This is a genomic window from Micromonospora sp. B11E3, assembly GCF_039871625.1.
Lineage (GTDB): Bacteria > Actinomycetota > Actinomycetes > Mycobacteriales > Micromonosporaceae > Micromonospora.
Genome location: NZ_JBDPMC010000015.1, coordinates 75,578 through 89,270 on the forward strand (window position 1 = coordinate 75,578; position 13,693 = coordinate 89,270).

General features: G+C 75.0%; 13 protein-coding genes. 2 read left to right on the top strand and 11 right to left on the bottom strand.

The features are described from left to right. Nucleotides 1–227 precede the first annotated feature (227 nt). The 7 genes from ABGB16_RS11040 to ABGB16_RS11070 all read right to left on the bottom strand — a co-directional run bounded on the left by ABGB16_RS11040 (nt 228) and on the right by ABGB16_RS11070 (nt 7,353). Nucleotides 228–932, bottom strand: coding sequence for a regulatory protein RecX (locus ABGB16_RS11040; protein WP_347667895.1), 705 nt, complete (start codon nt 930–932; stop codon nt 228–230). A gap of 14 nt (nt 933–946) precedes the next feature. After that, entirely contained in the window at nt 947–1,993 is a 1,047-nt protein-coding gene (gene recA, locus ABGB16_RS11045; RefSeq protein ID WP_347667896.1) for a recombinase RecA, read from the bottom strand. A 184-nt stretch (nt 1,994–2,177) separates the two neighbouring features. Further along, nucleotides 2,178–2,378, bottom strand: coding sequence for a DUF3046 domain-containing protein (locus tag ABGB16_RS11050; RefSeq protein ID WP_347667897.1), 201 nt, complete (start codon nt 2,376–2,378; stop codon nt 2,178–2,180). A gap of 4 nt (nt 2,379–2,382) precedes the next feature. Next, nucleotides 2,383–3,756, bottom strand: a complete 1,374-nt coding sequence (locus ABGB16_RS11055; RefSeq protein ID WP_347667898.1) for an MFS transporter — start codon at nt 3,754–3,756, stop codon at nt 2,383–2,385. 92 nt (nt 3,757–3,848) lie between these two features. Further along, the gene (locus tag ABGB16_RS11060) at nt 3,849–4,991 is read right to left on the bottom strand and encodes an acyl-CoA dehydrogenase family protein (protein ID WP_347667899.1); all 1,143 of its coding nucleotides are present in this window, start codon (nt 4,989–4,991) and stop codon (nt 3,849–3,851) included. A 93-nt stretch (nt 4,992–5,084) separates the two neighbouring features. Next, the gene (locus tag ABGB16_RS11065) at nt 5,085–5,786 is read right to left on the bottom strand and encodes a UdgX family uracil-DNA binding protein (RefSeq protein WP_347667900.1); all 702 of its coding nucleotides are present in this window, start codon (nt 5,784–5,786) and stop codon (nt 5,085–5,087) included. A gap of 229 nt (nt 5,787–6,015) precedes the next feature. After that, nucleotides 6,016–7,353, bottom strand: a complete 1,338-nt coding sequence (locus tag ABGB16_RS11070) for an aminotransferase class I/II-fold pyridoxal phosphate-dependent enzyme (protein WP_347667901.1) — start codon at nt 7,351–7,353, stop codon at nt 6,016–6,018. A gap of 38 nt (nt 7,354–7,391) precedes the next feature. Between ABGB16_RS11070 and ABGB16_RS11075 the strand changes: the two genes are divergently transcribed. Both ABGB16_RS11075 and leuE read left to right on the top strand, forming a co-directional pair. After that, a complete protein-coding gene (locus ABGB16_RS11075) occupies nt 7,392–8,636 on the top strand; it encodes a bifunctional pyridoxamine 5'-phosphate oxidase family protein/GNAT family N-acetyltransferase (RefSeq protein WP_347667902.1) in 1,245 nt (414 codons plus the stop codon). Further along, nucleotides 8,633–9,301 carry a leucine efflux protein LeuE gene (leuE, locus tag ABGB16_RS11080; protein ID WP_347667903.1) on the top strand — a complete coding sequence of 223 codons (669 nt, stop codon included), beginning with the start codon at nt 8,633–8,635 and terminating at the stop codon, nt 9,299–9,301. The genes ABGB16_RS11075 and leuE overlap by 4 nt, the downstream gene beginning before the upstream one ends. Nucleotides 9,302–9,484: 183 nt before the next feature. On the opposite strand, the gene ABGB16_RS11085 is transcribed toward leuE, so the two are convergent. The 4 genes from ABGB16_RS11085 to ABGB16_RS11100 form a co-directional block, all read right to left on the bottom strand. Continuing rightward, the gene (locus ABGB16_RS11085; protein ID WP_347667904.1) at nt 9,485–10,408 is read right to left on the bottom strand and encodes a sporulation protein; all 924 of its coding nucleotides are present in this window, start codon (nt 10,406–10,408) and stop codon (nt 9,485–9,487) included. Between the two features lie 125 nt (nt 10,409–10,533). Next, the gene (locus ABGB16_RS11090) at nt 10,534–11,601 is read right to left on the bottom strand and encodes a hemolysin family protein (protein WP_347667905.1); all 1,068 of its coding nucleotides are present in this window, start codon (nt 11,599–11,601) and stop codon (nt 10,534–10,536) included. Beyond that, nucleotides 11,598–12,965 carry a hemolysin family protein gene (locus ABGB16_RS11095; RefSeq protein WP_347667906.1) on the bottom strand — a complete coding sequence of 456 codons (1,368 nt, stop codon included), beginning with the start codon at nt 12,963–12,965 and terminating at the stop codon, nt 11,598–11,600. The genes ABGB16_RS11090 and ABGB16_RS11095 overlap by 4 nt, the downstream gene beginning before the upstream one ends. Nucleotides 12,966–13,200: 235 nt before the next feature. After that, entirely contained in the window at nt 13,201–13,584 is a 384-nt protein-coding gene (locus ABGB16_RS11100) for a hypothetical protein (RefSeq protein WP_347667907.1), read from the bottom strand. Nucleotides 13,585–13,693: the final 109 nt, after the last annotated feature.

Consider the following 13,693-nt stretch of genomic DNA (forward strand, 5'->3'; position numbering starts at 1 on the left):
TCGCCAAGTCCATGATCACCGGACAGGGAGCCTCGGCGCGCCGGCCTCGCCCTGACGCGGCACTCCCTGCTCTCGCTCGGGTTGGTGATCAAGAGGCTTGCGTCGGGATCCCGTAACCCGCTGACGCGAACTTCTTGATCACGCCGCCTGGCGGAGGCACGAAGGGCAACGCTCGGCAGAGGGAGTGGCCGGACCGGGGGCGCGGTGCCGTGCCGGGGAGCCGTGGGTCAGCCCAGCGGACGGCCGTCCCGATCCGGATCCGTCTCGGCCTCGGTGAGCGCGTCCGCGTCGATCTGGTCGGCGAACTCGGCCGCCTCCGCACTTTGCGCCGCGAGCGCGTCCTTCACCGCCCGGATCGCCACGCCGGGCGGGTAGCCCTTGCGGGCGAGCATGCCGACCAGCCGGCGGAAGACGGCCTCTGGCTCGCCCCGGACGGTACGCAGCTTCCGCTCCACCAGTGCCCTGGCCGTCTCGGCCTCCGTCTCGGCGTCCAGCGCGCCGAGCGCCTCGCTGGCCACGTCGCCGTCCACGCCGCGCTGGCGCAACTCGTTGGCCAGCGCCCGGCGGGCCAGCCCCCGGCCGGCGTGCCGACTGGTGACCCAGGCGCGGGCGAAGGCGGCGTCGTCGACGATGCCGACCTCGTCGTACCGGTCGAGGACTTCGGCGGCGACCTCCTCGGAGATCTCCCTCCGGGCGAGCGCCCCGGCCAACTCTGCCCGGGTACGCGGCCGCACGGCGAGCTGGCGCAGGCAGATCTCCCGGGCGATCTCCGCCTCGTCCCGGGGCGGGGCCTCGGCACCGGCCCCCGGTTCGTGCTCCCCGTCGGGCCGCCCGCGTCGCTGACGCCGAGGGCCGGGCGGGGTGCCCGCGTCGCCCGTACGGGGTGGGCTCGCGTCCCAGCCCCGCCCCGTACGGGCGCGTCGTCCTGCCATGGGTCAGCGACCGGTCAGAAGTCGACCGGCGGCAGCTCCGGGCCGCCAGCGGCGTCGCCCGCGCCGACCCCGACGCCGAGCTTCTCCAGGATCTTCTTCTCGATCTCGGCGGCCACGTCCGGGTTCTCCCGGAGGAACTCGCGGGCCTTCTCCTTGCCCTGGCCGAGCTGGTCGCCGTCGTAGGTGTACCAGGCGCCGGACTTGCGGATGATCGCCTGCTCGACGCCCACGTCGATGAGCGAGCCCTCGCGGGAGATGCCCTTGCCGTACATGATGTCGAACTCGGCCTGCTTGAACGGCGCCGCGACCTTGTTCTTCACGACCTTGACCCGGGTGCGGTTGCCGACCACGTCGGTGCCGTCCTTGAGGCTCTCGATGCGGCGCACGTCGAGCCGGACCGAGGCGTAGAACTTCAGCGCCCGACCACCGGTGGTGGTCTCGGGACTCCCGAACATGACCCCGATCTTCTCGCGGAGCTGGTTGATGAAGATCGCCGTGGTGCCGGTGTTGTTCAGCACACCGGTGATCTTCCGCAGCGCCTGGCTCATCAGCCGGGCCTGGAGGCCGACGTGACTGTCGCCCATCTCGCCCTCGATCTCGGCACGCGGCACCAGGGCGGCCACCGAGTCGATCACGATGATGTCGAGCGCGCCGGAGCGGACCAGCATGTCCGCGATCTCCAGCGCCTGCTCGCCGGTGTCCGGCTGGGAGACCAGCAGGGCGTCGGTGTCGACGCCGAGGGCCTTCGCGTACTCCGGGTCGAGCGCGTGCTCGGCGTCGATGAACGCGGCGATGCCGCCGGCCCGCTGGGCGTTGGCCACCGCGTGCAGGGCGACCGTCGTCTTACCGCTGGACTCCGGGCCGTAGATCTCGATGACCCGGCCGCGGGGCAGGCCACCCACGCCGAGCGCGACGTCGAGCGCGATGGAGCTGGTCGGGATCACGGCGGTCTGCACGACCGGCCGCTCCCCCAGCCGCATCACCGATCCCTTGCCGAACTGCTTGTCGATCTGAGCGAGAGCAAGGTCGAGCGCCTTCTCCCGGTCAGGCCCTGCCGCCATCGTTGCCACCCCTGCCTTCGCCGGCGTCTTTCCTGAGCTTCGCGTCACGCGGACACGCTAGGCGCTGGGTCCGACAGAAAACCAGCCGACGGGCCGCGAGCTGTGGACGAGCACCCCGCTGTGGACAATAGCCGAACACTTGTACGACCCGGCAAGCGACACGCGGAACGGCCGAAAAGGCTGCTCAGCGTAGCCGCGCGGGCACCCGGTCGGGATACGCGGCGACCACCGCCCGCCACACGACGTGCGTCTCCTCACCCGCGGCGAGCGCCTCGGTGATCGTCCGCCCGCCGAGCTGGGACAGCACCTGGTCGGAGGCGATGCTGGCCGCGTACCCCGGCCCGAACGCCTCGTCCAACCGGGCCCAGAAGTCGGTCAGCCGCACGGAATCAACCCTCCTCGTCCGACGCCCGCCCGGGCGCCGCCGGACGCAACGCTAGCGCCAGGAGGGGCACCGTCGCGATCGCCGCCAGCACGGTGAGGGTCGGATAACCGGCCGCCTGCATGACAAACCCGCTGAGCGCGCCGGCCCCGGCGCCGGCCAGCCCCATGGTGAGGTCGGAGAGCCCCTGCACGGCGGTCCGCACCTCGGTGGGCACCGACTCCGACAGCAGGGTGGACCCGGCCACCATGGTGCCGGACCAGCCCAGCCCGAGCAGGACCAGGCCGACGGTCAGCCCGGGGGTGTGGTGCCCGGCGCTGCCGGCGACCGCGCAGGCGGCGAGCAGCAGCGCGAGGCCGCCGAGGATCACCGGGCGGCGGCCGACCCGGTCGGTGAGCCAGCCCACCACCGGGGAGAGCGCGTACATGCCGGCGATGTGCAGGCTGAGCACGATCCCCACCACCCGCAGCACGGCGGTGTCGTCGTGGTACTCGCCGAGGCGTACCGGGGTCATCGACATCACCGCGATCATCACCAGGTGGCCGACGGCGACGGCCGCGATGCCCAGCCGGGCAGCCGGGCGCTCGCGGACGACACGCCAGGCGGCCCGCAGGCCCGCGCCGCGCCGGCCGGTCCCCGCCGGCCCGCCGTCGGCCGCGCCGGGCTCCGGGGCCGCGGCCGGCGCGGCGGCGACGGGGATGGCCGCGGCCGGCGCGACGGCGACGGCCTCGGCGGCGGCGAGCCGGCGCGCGGTCAGCAGCGGGTCGGGCCGCAACGCCACCAGCAGTACGACGGCGGCGAGCGCGAACGCCGCGGCGCTGAACGCGAACGGGCCGGCCAGCGGCGGCAGCCCCCAGCCGGAGGTGGTCCGATCGGCGAGCGCGGCGAAGTTCGGGGCGGCCACCGCCCCGATCGTCGTGGCCCAGACGACCAGCGACAGCTGCCGGCCCCGGCGGGCCGGCTCGGCGAGGTCGACGGCGGTGTAGCGGGCCTGGAGGTTGGCCGCCGAGCCCCCGCCGAAGAACAGGATGGCGAGGAAGAGCAGCGGCACCTGGCCGGTGGCGGCGGCGAGCACCACCAGGACGCCGCCGACCGCCCCGACCAGGTACGCGGTGACCAGCCCCGGCCGGCGGCCGTGCCCGCTCATGATCCGGGTGACCGGTACGGCGAGCAGCGCCGCGCCCACCACGCCGGCGCTCTGGGCCAGGCCGGCCATGGCGGTGCCGGCCATCCGGGCGACGAGCAGCGGGCCCACCGAGAAGCCGATGGTGACGCCGATCCCGCCGATGGTCTGGGTGGCGACGAGCAGCCGCACGGTCCGGCGCTGGATCCGGGCGACGTCGGGCCGGCTCGGGGCCGGCAGGGTCAGGTCGGTGGCCAATCGGGGCTCCTCGGGGCGGCGGCTGCTCGGTAAGGGGTGCCGTGCCGTCGCCATCCTTGCGCAGCCGCCGCCGCGCCGGCACCCCGGTTCTGTTACAGGCCGAGCCCGCGGCCGATGATCTCCTTCATGATCTCGGTGGTGCCGCCGTAGATGGTCTGCACCCGCCCGTCCAGCCACGCCTTCGCCACCGGGTACTCCAGCATGTATCCGTACCCGCCGTGCAGCTGGACGCAGCGGTCGGCGACCCGGTTCTGCAGCTCGGTGGTCCACCACTTGGCCTTGGCCGCGTCGGTCGCCGAGAGCCGGCCGGCGAGGAACTCGGCGACGCAGTGGTTGAGGAAGGTCCGGGCGATGGTGACCTCGGTGTCCAGCTCGGCCAGCAGGAACCGGTTGTGCTGGAAGGCGCCGATCGGCCGGCCGAACGCCTCCCGGGTGCGGGCGTGGTCGAGGGTCAGGGCGAGCAGCCGCTCGGCGGCGGCGACCGCGGAGACGGCGATGCTCAGCCGCTCCCGGGGCAGGTTGGCCATCAGATGGTAGAAGCCGTTGTTCTCGGTGCCGATCAGGTTCTCCGCCGGCACCCGGCAGTCGTCGAAGAACAGCTCGGCGGTGTCGTTGGCCTTCAGGCCCACCTTCTCCAGCCGGCGGCCCCGGCTGAACCCGGGGGTGCCGGTCTCCACCGCGATCAGGCTCACGCCGTGCGCGCCCCGGTCCGGGTCGGTGCGGACCACCACGATCACCAGGTCGGCCAGCTCGCCGTTGGTGATGAACGTCTTCTGCCCGTTGAGCACCCAGTGGTCGCCGTCGCGTACCGCGCCAGTGCGGACCCCGGCCAGGTCGGAGCCCGCGCCGGGCTCGCTCATCGCGATCGCCGTCACCAGGTCGCCGGAGCAGAAGCCGGGCAGCCACCGCTTGCGCTGGTCGTCGGTGGTCAGCTCCGTCAGGTACGGCGCCACCACGTCGTTGTGCAGTCCGAAGCCGAGTCCGGTGCAGCCGGCCCGGACGATCTCCTCGACCAGCACCGCGTTGAACCGGAAGTCGCGCTGCCCGCCGCCGCCGTACTCGGCGTCGACGTCCATGCCGAGCAGGCCGGCCGCCCCGGCGGAGCGCCAGACCTCCCGGTCGACGAGGCCGGCGGCCTCCCACCGGGCGTGGTGCGGGGCGGCCTCCCGGGCCAGGAACTGCCGGCAGAGGTCCCGGAACTCTTCGTGGACGGGCTCGTAGAGATGCTGCTCCATGCCTCAGGAGTGTGGCACCGCTCACCCGCCCTGCCCAGGGGGCGAACCTCGGCAGCCGGTCGGGGCGGCCAGGGGGCGACCCCCGGCCGCCGGTCAGGCGGTCAGGGCGCGGGCGGCGACGGTGAGGTCGGCGACCAGGCCGGCGTACGCGGTGTCCCGGTCGTCGGCCCGCAGCACGGCCGACGGGTGGATGGTGGCCAGCAGCTGGGCCGCCGGGGCGTCGGCGACCTTCCCCGCGGAGTCCACCGGAACCCGGGCGAAGTCCTCCGGCTGCTGGGCCGAGGCCGGCCACGGCATCAGCGTGCCGCGCTGCCGGGTGACCCGGAACGACGGGCCGAGCAGCGCCTTGGCGGCGGTCGCGCCGAGCACCACCACGACCTCGGGACGCAGCCGGGCGAACTCGGCCACCAGCCAGGGCCGGCAGGCGGTGACGTGCACCCGGTCGGGGGTCTGGTGGATGCGGCGCTTGCCGCGCAGCTCGAAGCGGAAGTGCTTGACGGCGTTCGTCAGGTACAGCTCGGTCGGGTCCAGCCCCGCGTCGTCGACGGCCTGCCGCAGCAGCCGGCCGGCGGGGCCGACGAAGGGCAGCCCCTTCTGGTCCTCCATGTCGCCGGGCTGCTCGCCGACGAGCACCACCCGCGCGTCCTCGCCGCCGCGGCCGAAGACCGTCTGGGTGGCGTCCCGGTACAGCTCGCAGCCCCGGCAGCCGCCCGCGGCGGCGCGCAGCGCGTCGATGGTGTCGGCCTGCGGCGGGATGAACTGCTGGGCGCCCGGGGCGATCTCGGTCTCGGCCATGGCGAATGTTCTACCCCGTCGGGCGGGACTCACGCGGCAGGCGGGCCGGGCGGGCCCGCGGGCGGGCTCCGGGCACCGGCCGCCACCTGGCAACGGAGCACGACACGCCGACGACGGGCGAGGCCGGCAGGTGCCGGGCGGGCCGCCAGGCGGGCCAGGCAGTGGAGCCTGGCGGGCCGTCAGGCGGCGAAACCGGGCGGGCCGTCAGGCGGCGAAACCGGGCGGGCCGTCAGGCGGCGAAACCGGGCGGGCCGTCCGGGCGTACGGCGGCGGCCACCGCGTCGGCGAGGGGCCCGACGTCGGCGTCGTCGAGCGGGCTGACCGTGATCCGCAGGCCGGGCTCGGCGGCGATCCGGTACAGCGCGCCCGGGGCGACCGCCCAGCCCGCGTCGCGCAGGGCGGTCAGCGCGCCGGTCTCGTCCGGCACGGGAAGCCAGACGTTGATGCCGGTGCGGCCGCGGGCGGGCAGGCCGCGCGCGGCGAGCGCGCCGAGCAGGGCCACGCGCCGCCGGTCGTAGCTCTCGGCGGCCCGCCGCACCAGGCCGGCGGTGGCCGGGTCGCGCCAGAGCGCCAGGACGAGGCGTTGCAGCACGGTGGAGACCCAGCCGGCGCCGAGCCGGGCGCGGCCGGCGACCCGGGCGACCGTGGCCTCGTCGCCGGTCAGCACGGCGAGCCGCAGGTCCGGCCCGTACGGCTTGCTGACCGACCGGACGAAGGCCCATGCCGGGGTCGCCCCCGCGAGCGGGTGCAGCGGTACGCGGGCCAGCTCGGCGGCGTGATCGTCCTCGATCAGCAGCAGGTCGGGCCGGCCGGCGAGGAGCGCGCGCAGCTCGGCGGCCCGGTCGGCGGAGACGGCCGCCCCGGTCGGGTTCTGCGCCCGGCTGGTCACCACGAGGGCGCGCGCCCCGGCGGCGAGGGCGGCGGCCACCCCGGCCGGCGCGGGCCCCTCGTCGTCCACGGGCACCCCGATCGGGCGCAGCCCGAGCGCGGCGACCAGGTCGAGCAGGTTGGCCCAGCTCGGGTCCTCCACCGCCACCGCGTCGCCGGGGCGCAGGTGGGCGGCGAGCAGCCGCTCGATGCCGTCCAGCGCGCCCCCGGTCACGGTGATTTCGTCGGCCGGGACCCCGTCGGCGGCGAGCCGCTCCCGGGCGGCGTCGGCCAGCTCGGGCAGGACGCCGACGGAGGCGTACCCGAGGGGGGCGCCGGCGTCGGCGGCGAGGGCGGCCAGGTGCGGGCCGAGTTGCGGCAGCAGCCGGGTGTCGGGCTCGCCGAGGGACAGGTCGCGGGCGCCGGGCGCCGGGGACGGCCGCCGGGCGCGGCGGGTGGCCACGGGCGGCCGGGGCCGCACCCTGGTGCCGTGCCGGCCGGCGGTGGCGAGCAGGCCGCGCTGGCGCAGTTCCTGGTACGCGCGGGCGACGGTGGCGGGGCTGACGCCCAGCTCGGCGGCGAGGCCCCGCACCGGCGGCAGGGCGGCGCCGGCCGGGAGCGCGCCGGCCCGGATGCCCGACTCGATGCTGGCCGAAATCGCGGCGGCCGTCGCGCCGGTGACCTGATAGCGTGCTGACACAAACCAGAGATTGTACTAGCACAAAAGGTGGCTGCCGCATGTACCCACCCACCCCCCCGACCACCGCCACCCGGATGCGGGACCGGATGAGCTACGACCGGGCAGCCGCCCACGCGGTGCTCGACGAGGCGCACCACTGCACGCTCGGGTTCATCGTCGACGGCGAGCCGCGCGTGCTGCCCACCCTGCACGTCCGCGTCGGCGACACCCTCTACCTGCACGGCTCCACCGGCGCCCGGCCGCTGCTCGCCGCCCGCGGCGACGGCCTGCCGGTCTGCGTGGCGGTGACCCTGCTCGACGGGCTGGTCTACGCGCGCTCCCAGTTCAACCACAGCGCCAACTACCGGTCGGTGGTCGCCCACGGCACCGCCCACCTGGTCACCGACCCGGCGGAGAAGGCGGCCGCGATGACCGCCCTGGTCGAGAAGGTGGGCGCCGGACGCGCCGCGGACAGCCGGCCGCCGAGCCGCAAGGAACTGGCCGAGACCGCCGTGCTGGCGCTGCCGCTACGCGAGGTGTCGGTGCGCGCCCGCGCCCACGGGGTGGGCGACGACGGGAGCGACCGCGACCTGCCGTACTGGGCCGGGGTGGTGCCGCTGCGGCTGACCGCCGGGCAGCCGGAGCCGGACGCGGGAGTGACCGCGCCGCTGCCGGCGTACCTGCGGCCGGCCCGCTCGCCCTGGCTGGAGCCGGTGACGCTGCGCGGCGCACACGTCGTCCTCGAACCGCTCGACCTCGCCCACGCCGACGAGCTGCACGCCGCCACCGCGGCCCCGGAGGTCTGGCGGCACCTCGGCAGCCCGCTGCCCGGCGAGCCGGCCGAGACGGCGCAGATCGTCCGGGCGGCGCTGGCCGCGCACCACCGGGGCGACCGGGTGCCGTGGGTGCAGCGCTGCGCGGTCACCGGGGCGGTGGTGGGCACGACCTCGTACTACGAGGTGGACCCGGAGCGCCGGTCGGTCGCGATCGGGCACACCTGGCTGGGGCGGCCCTGGTGGCGGACGGGGATCAACACGGAGGCCAAGCTGCTGCTGCTCGCCCGGGCGTTCGACGAGCTGGGCGCCGTACGGGTGGTCTGGCACACCGACCTCCGCAACGAGCGCTCCCAGCGGGCGATCGAGCGGCTCGGCGCCAGCCGCGAGGGGGTGCTGCGGAAGCACCGGCTGCGGCCCGACGGCTCGTGGCGGGACACGGTGCAGTACGCGATGACGGTCGACGAGTGGCCGAGCGCACAGCTCCGGCTCCGGGACCGGCTTCGCGCCGCGAACGCGACGGCGCGATGATGTCCGGCGTGCTGGGTATCACCGACATCTGGACGTACCTGCTGGGGACCGTGGCGATCGTGCTGCTCCCCGGCCCCAACTCGCTGTTCGTGCTCTCCACCGCGGCCAAGCGCGGGGTACGGGCCGGCTACCGCGCCGCCAGTGGCGTCTTCGTCGGCGACGGGGTGCTGATGTTCCTCTCCGCCGCCGGGGTGGCGTCGCTGCTCAAGGCGTACCCGCCGCTGTTCCTCGCGGTGAAGTACGCCGGCGCGGCGTACCTGGGCTACATCGCGCTGACGATGCTGCGCGGGGCGTGGCGGCGCTGGCGCGACCGCAACGACCCGGCCACGCCGCGCCTGATCGACGCCGCCGAGCCGGCGCAGCTGCGCAGCCCGTTCCGGCGGGCGCTGGTGGTCAGCCTGCTCAACCCCAAGGCGATCCTGTTCTTCATCTCGTTCTTCATCCAGTTCGTCGACCCCGGGTACGCCTGGCCGGCGCTGTCGTTCCTGCTGCTCGGGCTGGTCGCGCAGATCACCAGCGCGCTGTACCTGACCGTGCTGATCTTCGCCGGGACGTTCCTGGCCGCCCAGTTCCGCCGCCGGCACCGGCTCGCGGCCGGCGCGACGACGGGCGTGGCGGCCCTCTTCCTCGGCTTCAGCATCAAGCTAGCCACGGCCACGGTGTAGGCGCGGCCACGGTGTAGGCGCGGCCACGGTGTAGGCGCGGCCACGGTGTAGGCGCGGCCACGGTGTAGGCGCGGCCACGGTGTAGGCGCGGAGGCCGCAACTTCGGGGAAGTTGCGGCCTCCGCGCTGTGCGCAGGGGACAACTTCCCTGAAGTTGCGCCCGGAACCCACCGGCCGCGGGCGGTCAGGTGCCGTCGCCGGAGCCGCCGCCGATGCCGGCGCCGCCGGCCGTGCCGCCCAGGCCGTAGCCGGGGCGGACCGGCTCGTCCGGATGGCGGCTGACGTGCGCGGACTCGGTGATCCGGGCCGACCAGTGGGCGTCGGACGCCATGTCGGCGTGCCGGTTGATCGTCTGCCGCAGCCAGCCGTCCACCACGGCGACCCAGTCGGCCTGGTCGGCTCCCGTGTGCCAGACGCGGAACCGGCTGATGCTCTGGTGGGTGACCCCGGCCAGGGCGAGCCGCCGGTCGGCCCAGAGGATCACCTCCAGGCCGGCCGCGTTCGCCACGAAGATCACCTCCAGCTCGGTGATCGGCCCGGCGTACAGCGGCCCCACCCACCAGCCGAGCCGCTGGTGCAGCGACAGGGTCTGCGCCACCCCGGGCAGCCGCCCCTGCACCAGCCCGGCCTGGCGCATGGTGAAGCCGAGCGTGTCCAGCGCGGCCAGCACGTGCCGCTGGGTCGGCAGCGGATGCACGAAGACCGGCACCATGGCGCCCTGCTCCAGGTCCACGTCGATCGACACCTCGGTCCGCAGGCCCATCCGCAGGCTCATCAGCGGCACCCCGCCGAAGATCGTCACCGGGGTCTCCCAGGGCAGCGGCAGCGCGAAGTCGACCGCCCGCCGCCGATTGGCCGGCACCACGAACGCCCCGGCGATCGGCACCTGGTGGAACTGGACGAGCTTGCGGGGCGCCCCCGGGTCGTCGGGCTCGACCTGGGTGACCAGGCCCAGCCGGACGTGCCGGACCGGCACGTCGTCCGGGCCGGCGGTGAGCGTCACCCGGCCGGGCAGCCGCAGTCCCGGGCAGGTGCTCGGATTGGGCAGCGTGGTACGTACCGCCAGTCCGGTCCAGCCGGACTCCGGTGACACCCCCGTCAGCCGCACGCCGCTCGCCTCCCCCTCGCGGGTTCCCCGCGAGGGGCAGGGCAGTCCTCGCGATCGCCCCCCGAGGAAGGCCGCCGGCCCGCCAGCGCCCATCCGGGCGCCGGCGGGCCGGCGGGAGGAGACGGTCAGCGCATCCGGCGGCCCCGGGGCACCGGGTCGGTCTCGTCGTCGAACTCGCCGATGACCTCCTCCAGCAGGTCCTCCAGCGCGACGAAGCCGATCGGGCGGGTCGGGCCGCCGCCGTTGCGGACCAGGGCGAGCTGCGACTGCCGGCCGCGCATCGCGGCCACCGCCTCGGTCACCGAGGCCGCCGCCGGCAGCGTGAACGCGGCGCTCATCAGCTCACCCGCGGTGGCCGGCCGGCCCGTGGTCGTGGCCCGCACCGCCTCCCGGACGTGCACCAGCCCGCACACCTCGCCGCCGTCGTCCAGGACGGCCAGCCGGGACCGGCCGCTGTCCCGGGAGACCTGCTCGATCCGCTCCGCCGGGTCGTTCCGGTGGACCGTGACGATCTGGTCGAAGGGCTCCATCACCTGCGCGACCGTGGTGCCCTGCAACTCCAGCATGCTGGTGAGCATCCGGTGCTGCTCCGCGCCGAGCAGCCCGTGCTCCCGGGACTGCTCCAGCAGCATGCGCAGCTCGTCCGGCCCGTGCACCTGGGCGAGCTGGTCCTGCGGGCGTACCCGGACCAGCCGCAGGATCGCGTTGGCCAGCGCGTTCAGCATCGACAGCACCGGCCGGGCGACCCGGGCGAAGGCCCGGAACGGCAGCGCAAGCAGGCTCGCCGAGCGCTCCGCGTCGGTGATCGCCCACGACTTCGGGGCCATCTCGCCGACCACGAGGTGCAGGAAGGTGACCAGCGCCAGGGCGAAGACCAGGGCCACGACGTGGCTGGCCGCCTCGGGCAGCCCCACGGCGTGCAGCACCGGGCTGAGCAGGTGTTCGATCGCCGGCTCGGCGAGCGCACCCAGGCCCAGCGTGCACAGCGTGATCCCGAGCTGCGCGCCGGCCAGCATCAGGGACAGCTCGCGTACGCCGTCCAGCGCCGCGCGGGCGCCCCGGCCGCCGCCGGTGGCGACCGCCTGCTCCAGCCGGTACCGCTTGCTGGCCACCAGCGCGAACTCGGCGGCCACGAAGAACCCGTTCAGCGCGAGCAGCACCACGGAGACGAACAGCGCCACACCCGGGCTCATGCGGCCTCCTCCTCGTGCCCGCCCGCACCGGCCGCGGCGCCGGTGAGCTGGAGCCGGACCGAGTCGGCCACGTGCCGGTCCACCGCGAGCACCTCGACGAGGGCGCGCGGCTCGACCTCGGCCTCGCCGTCGACCGGCAACGCGATCTCCAGCCGGTCGCCGACCTCGGGCACCCGGCCCAGCTCCCGCATGACCAGGCCGGACAGGGTGTCGTACTCGGGCGCCTCGGGCAGGGCGATGCCCGTGCTGTCGGCGACCTCGTCGATCCGCCAGCGCGCGGGGACCACCCACGACCCGTCGTCCTGCCGGGCGGGGGCCCGCTCCGGCGGGTCGTCCTCGTCGCGGATCGGGCCGACCAGTTCCTCGGCGATGTCCTCCAGCGTGATCACGCCCGCGAAACCGCCGTACTCGTCGACGACGCAGGCGAGCTGCCGGTGCCCGACCCGGAGCCGGTCCAGCACCGTCGGCAGCGGCAGGGTCTCCGGCACCAGCAGCGGGGGTACGGCCACCGCGCTGACCGGGGTGGTCGCGCGCTCCGCCGGGCGTACGGCCAGCACGTCGGCGATGCCGACCACGCCGACCAGGTCGTCGACGCCCTCGGCGCCGCGTACGGGGAAGCGGGAGTGCCCGGTGTCGAGCAGCTCGACCACCCGGCTCAGCGGCTCGTCCGCCCGGACGGTGTGCACGTCGACCCGGGGCACCATGGCCTCCCCGGCGGTCAGCTCCCGGAAGTCGAGCCCCCGGTCGAGCAGGGTGGACATCTCCGCGTCGAGGTGCCCCTCGTCGCGGGACTCGGCGATGATCTGCTCCAGGTCCTCCGGGGTGGCGCCGCTGGGCAGCTCCTCGATCGGCTCGATGCCGACCCGGCGCAGCAGCCGCACGGCAGCCTTGTCGAACAGCGTGATCACCGGCCCGGCGATCCGCAGGTAGATCAGGGTCGACCGGGCCAGCGCCCGGGCCAGCGGCTCGGGGCGGGCGATGGCCAGGTTCTTCGGGGCCAGCTCGCCGAGGACCATCTGCACGACGGTCGCGATGACCAGGGCCAGCGCGACCGACAGCGGTAGGGCCACCGCGGTGGGGACCCCGGCAACGCCGAGCAGGTCGGCCAGCCCCTCGCCCAGGTACGGCTCGGCGGCGTAACCGACGAGCAGCGCGGTCACCGTGATGCCGAGCTGCGCGCCGGAGAGCATGAACGAGAGGCGGCCGGTCACCTCCAGGGCCCGGGCGGCGGCCTGGTCGCCACCGTCGGCCAGCTGCCTGAGCCGGCCGCGGTCCACGGCGACATAGCCGAACTCCTGGGCCACGAAGTAACCGGTGGCGGCGGTGAGAACGACGATGAGAACGAGTCCGACGACGATCAGCACGGGTCGCTCAGGGCTCCCGGGGTCGTCGGGTCGTGGGGATGCCGGGGCTGACCCGGCTGGCTACTGCTGCCCTCCTGGGCAGAGGAGTCGATCATGCGGCCATTTTATCGGCGTCGGCTGAGCTTTCGCTGAAGGAGGAGGGAAGGGCCCCTGGTCAACACCTCCGGCACGGAAGGGCACCCTCGCACCGGTGCCCTCCGAAGGGGCATCCGGGACGGGCGGCGGCCCGGGTCGGTCACCGCGCGGAGACGTCGCCGGCCGGCAGCGCCGGCTCCAGGAGCGGGTGGTCGCGGCCCACCTCCACGAGCAGGTCGGGACGGCCGAGCTGGAGCACCACCTTGTTGACCACGCGCTGGGCGGCAGCCAGGGAGCGTACGGAGAGCAACCGGCCCCGGCTCTCCCGGCGCAGCACGAAGTAGTGCACCGCGGCGCGGACCTGGCCGCGGTCGGCCGCGCTGGAGTGGGCGGTCTGCCGGACCAGCTCGCGCAGGCAGAAGGCGAGCCGTTCGGCGAGCTCCAACTCGGGGCCCTGCAGGCCGGCGCGGAGCGCGGCGAGGTGACCGTCGACCTTGCGGATGAGCACGTCGGTGCCGGGCCCGCAGCCTCGCTCCTCGCCCATGGCCCCTCCTCCGCACCTCGCGCTGCGGGTGAAGTTACTTTATGTTGCCGAGCACAAGCAAGCTGTTAAGTAAGACGTAACGGCTGTAGCGCCCTTTACATCTCATGTA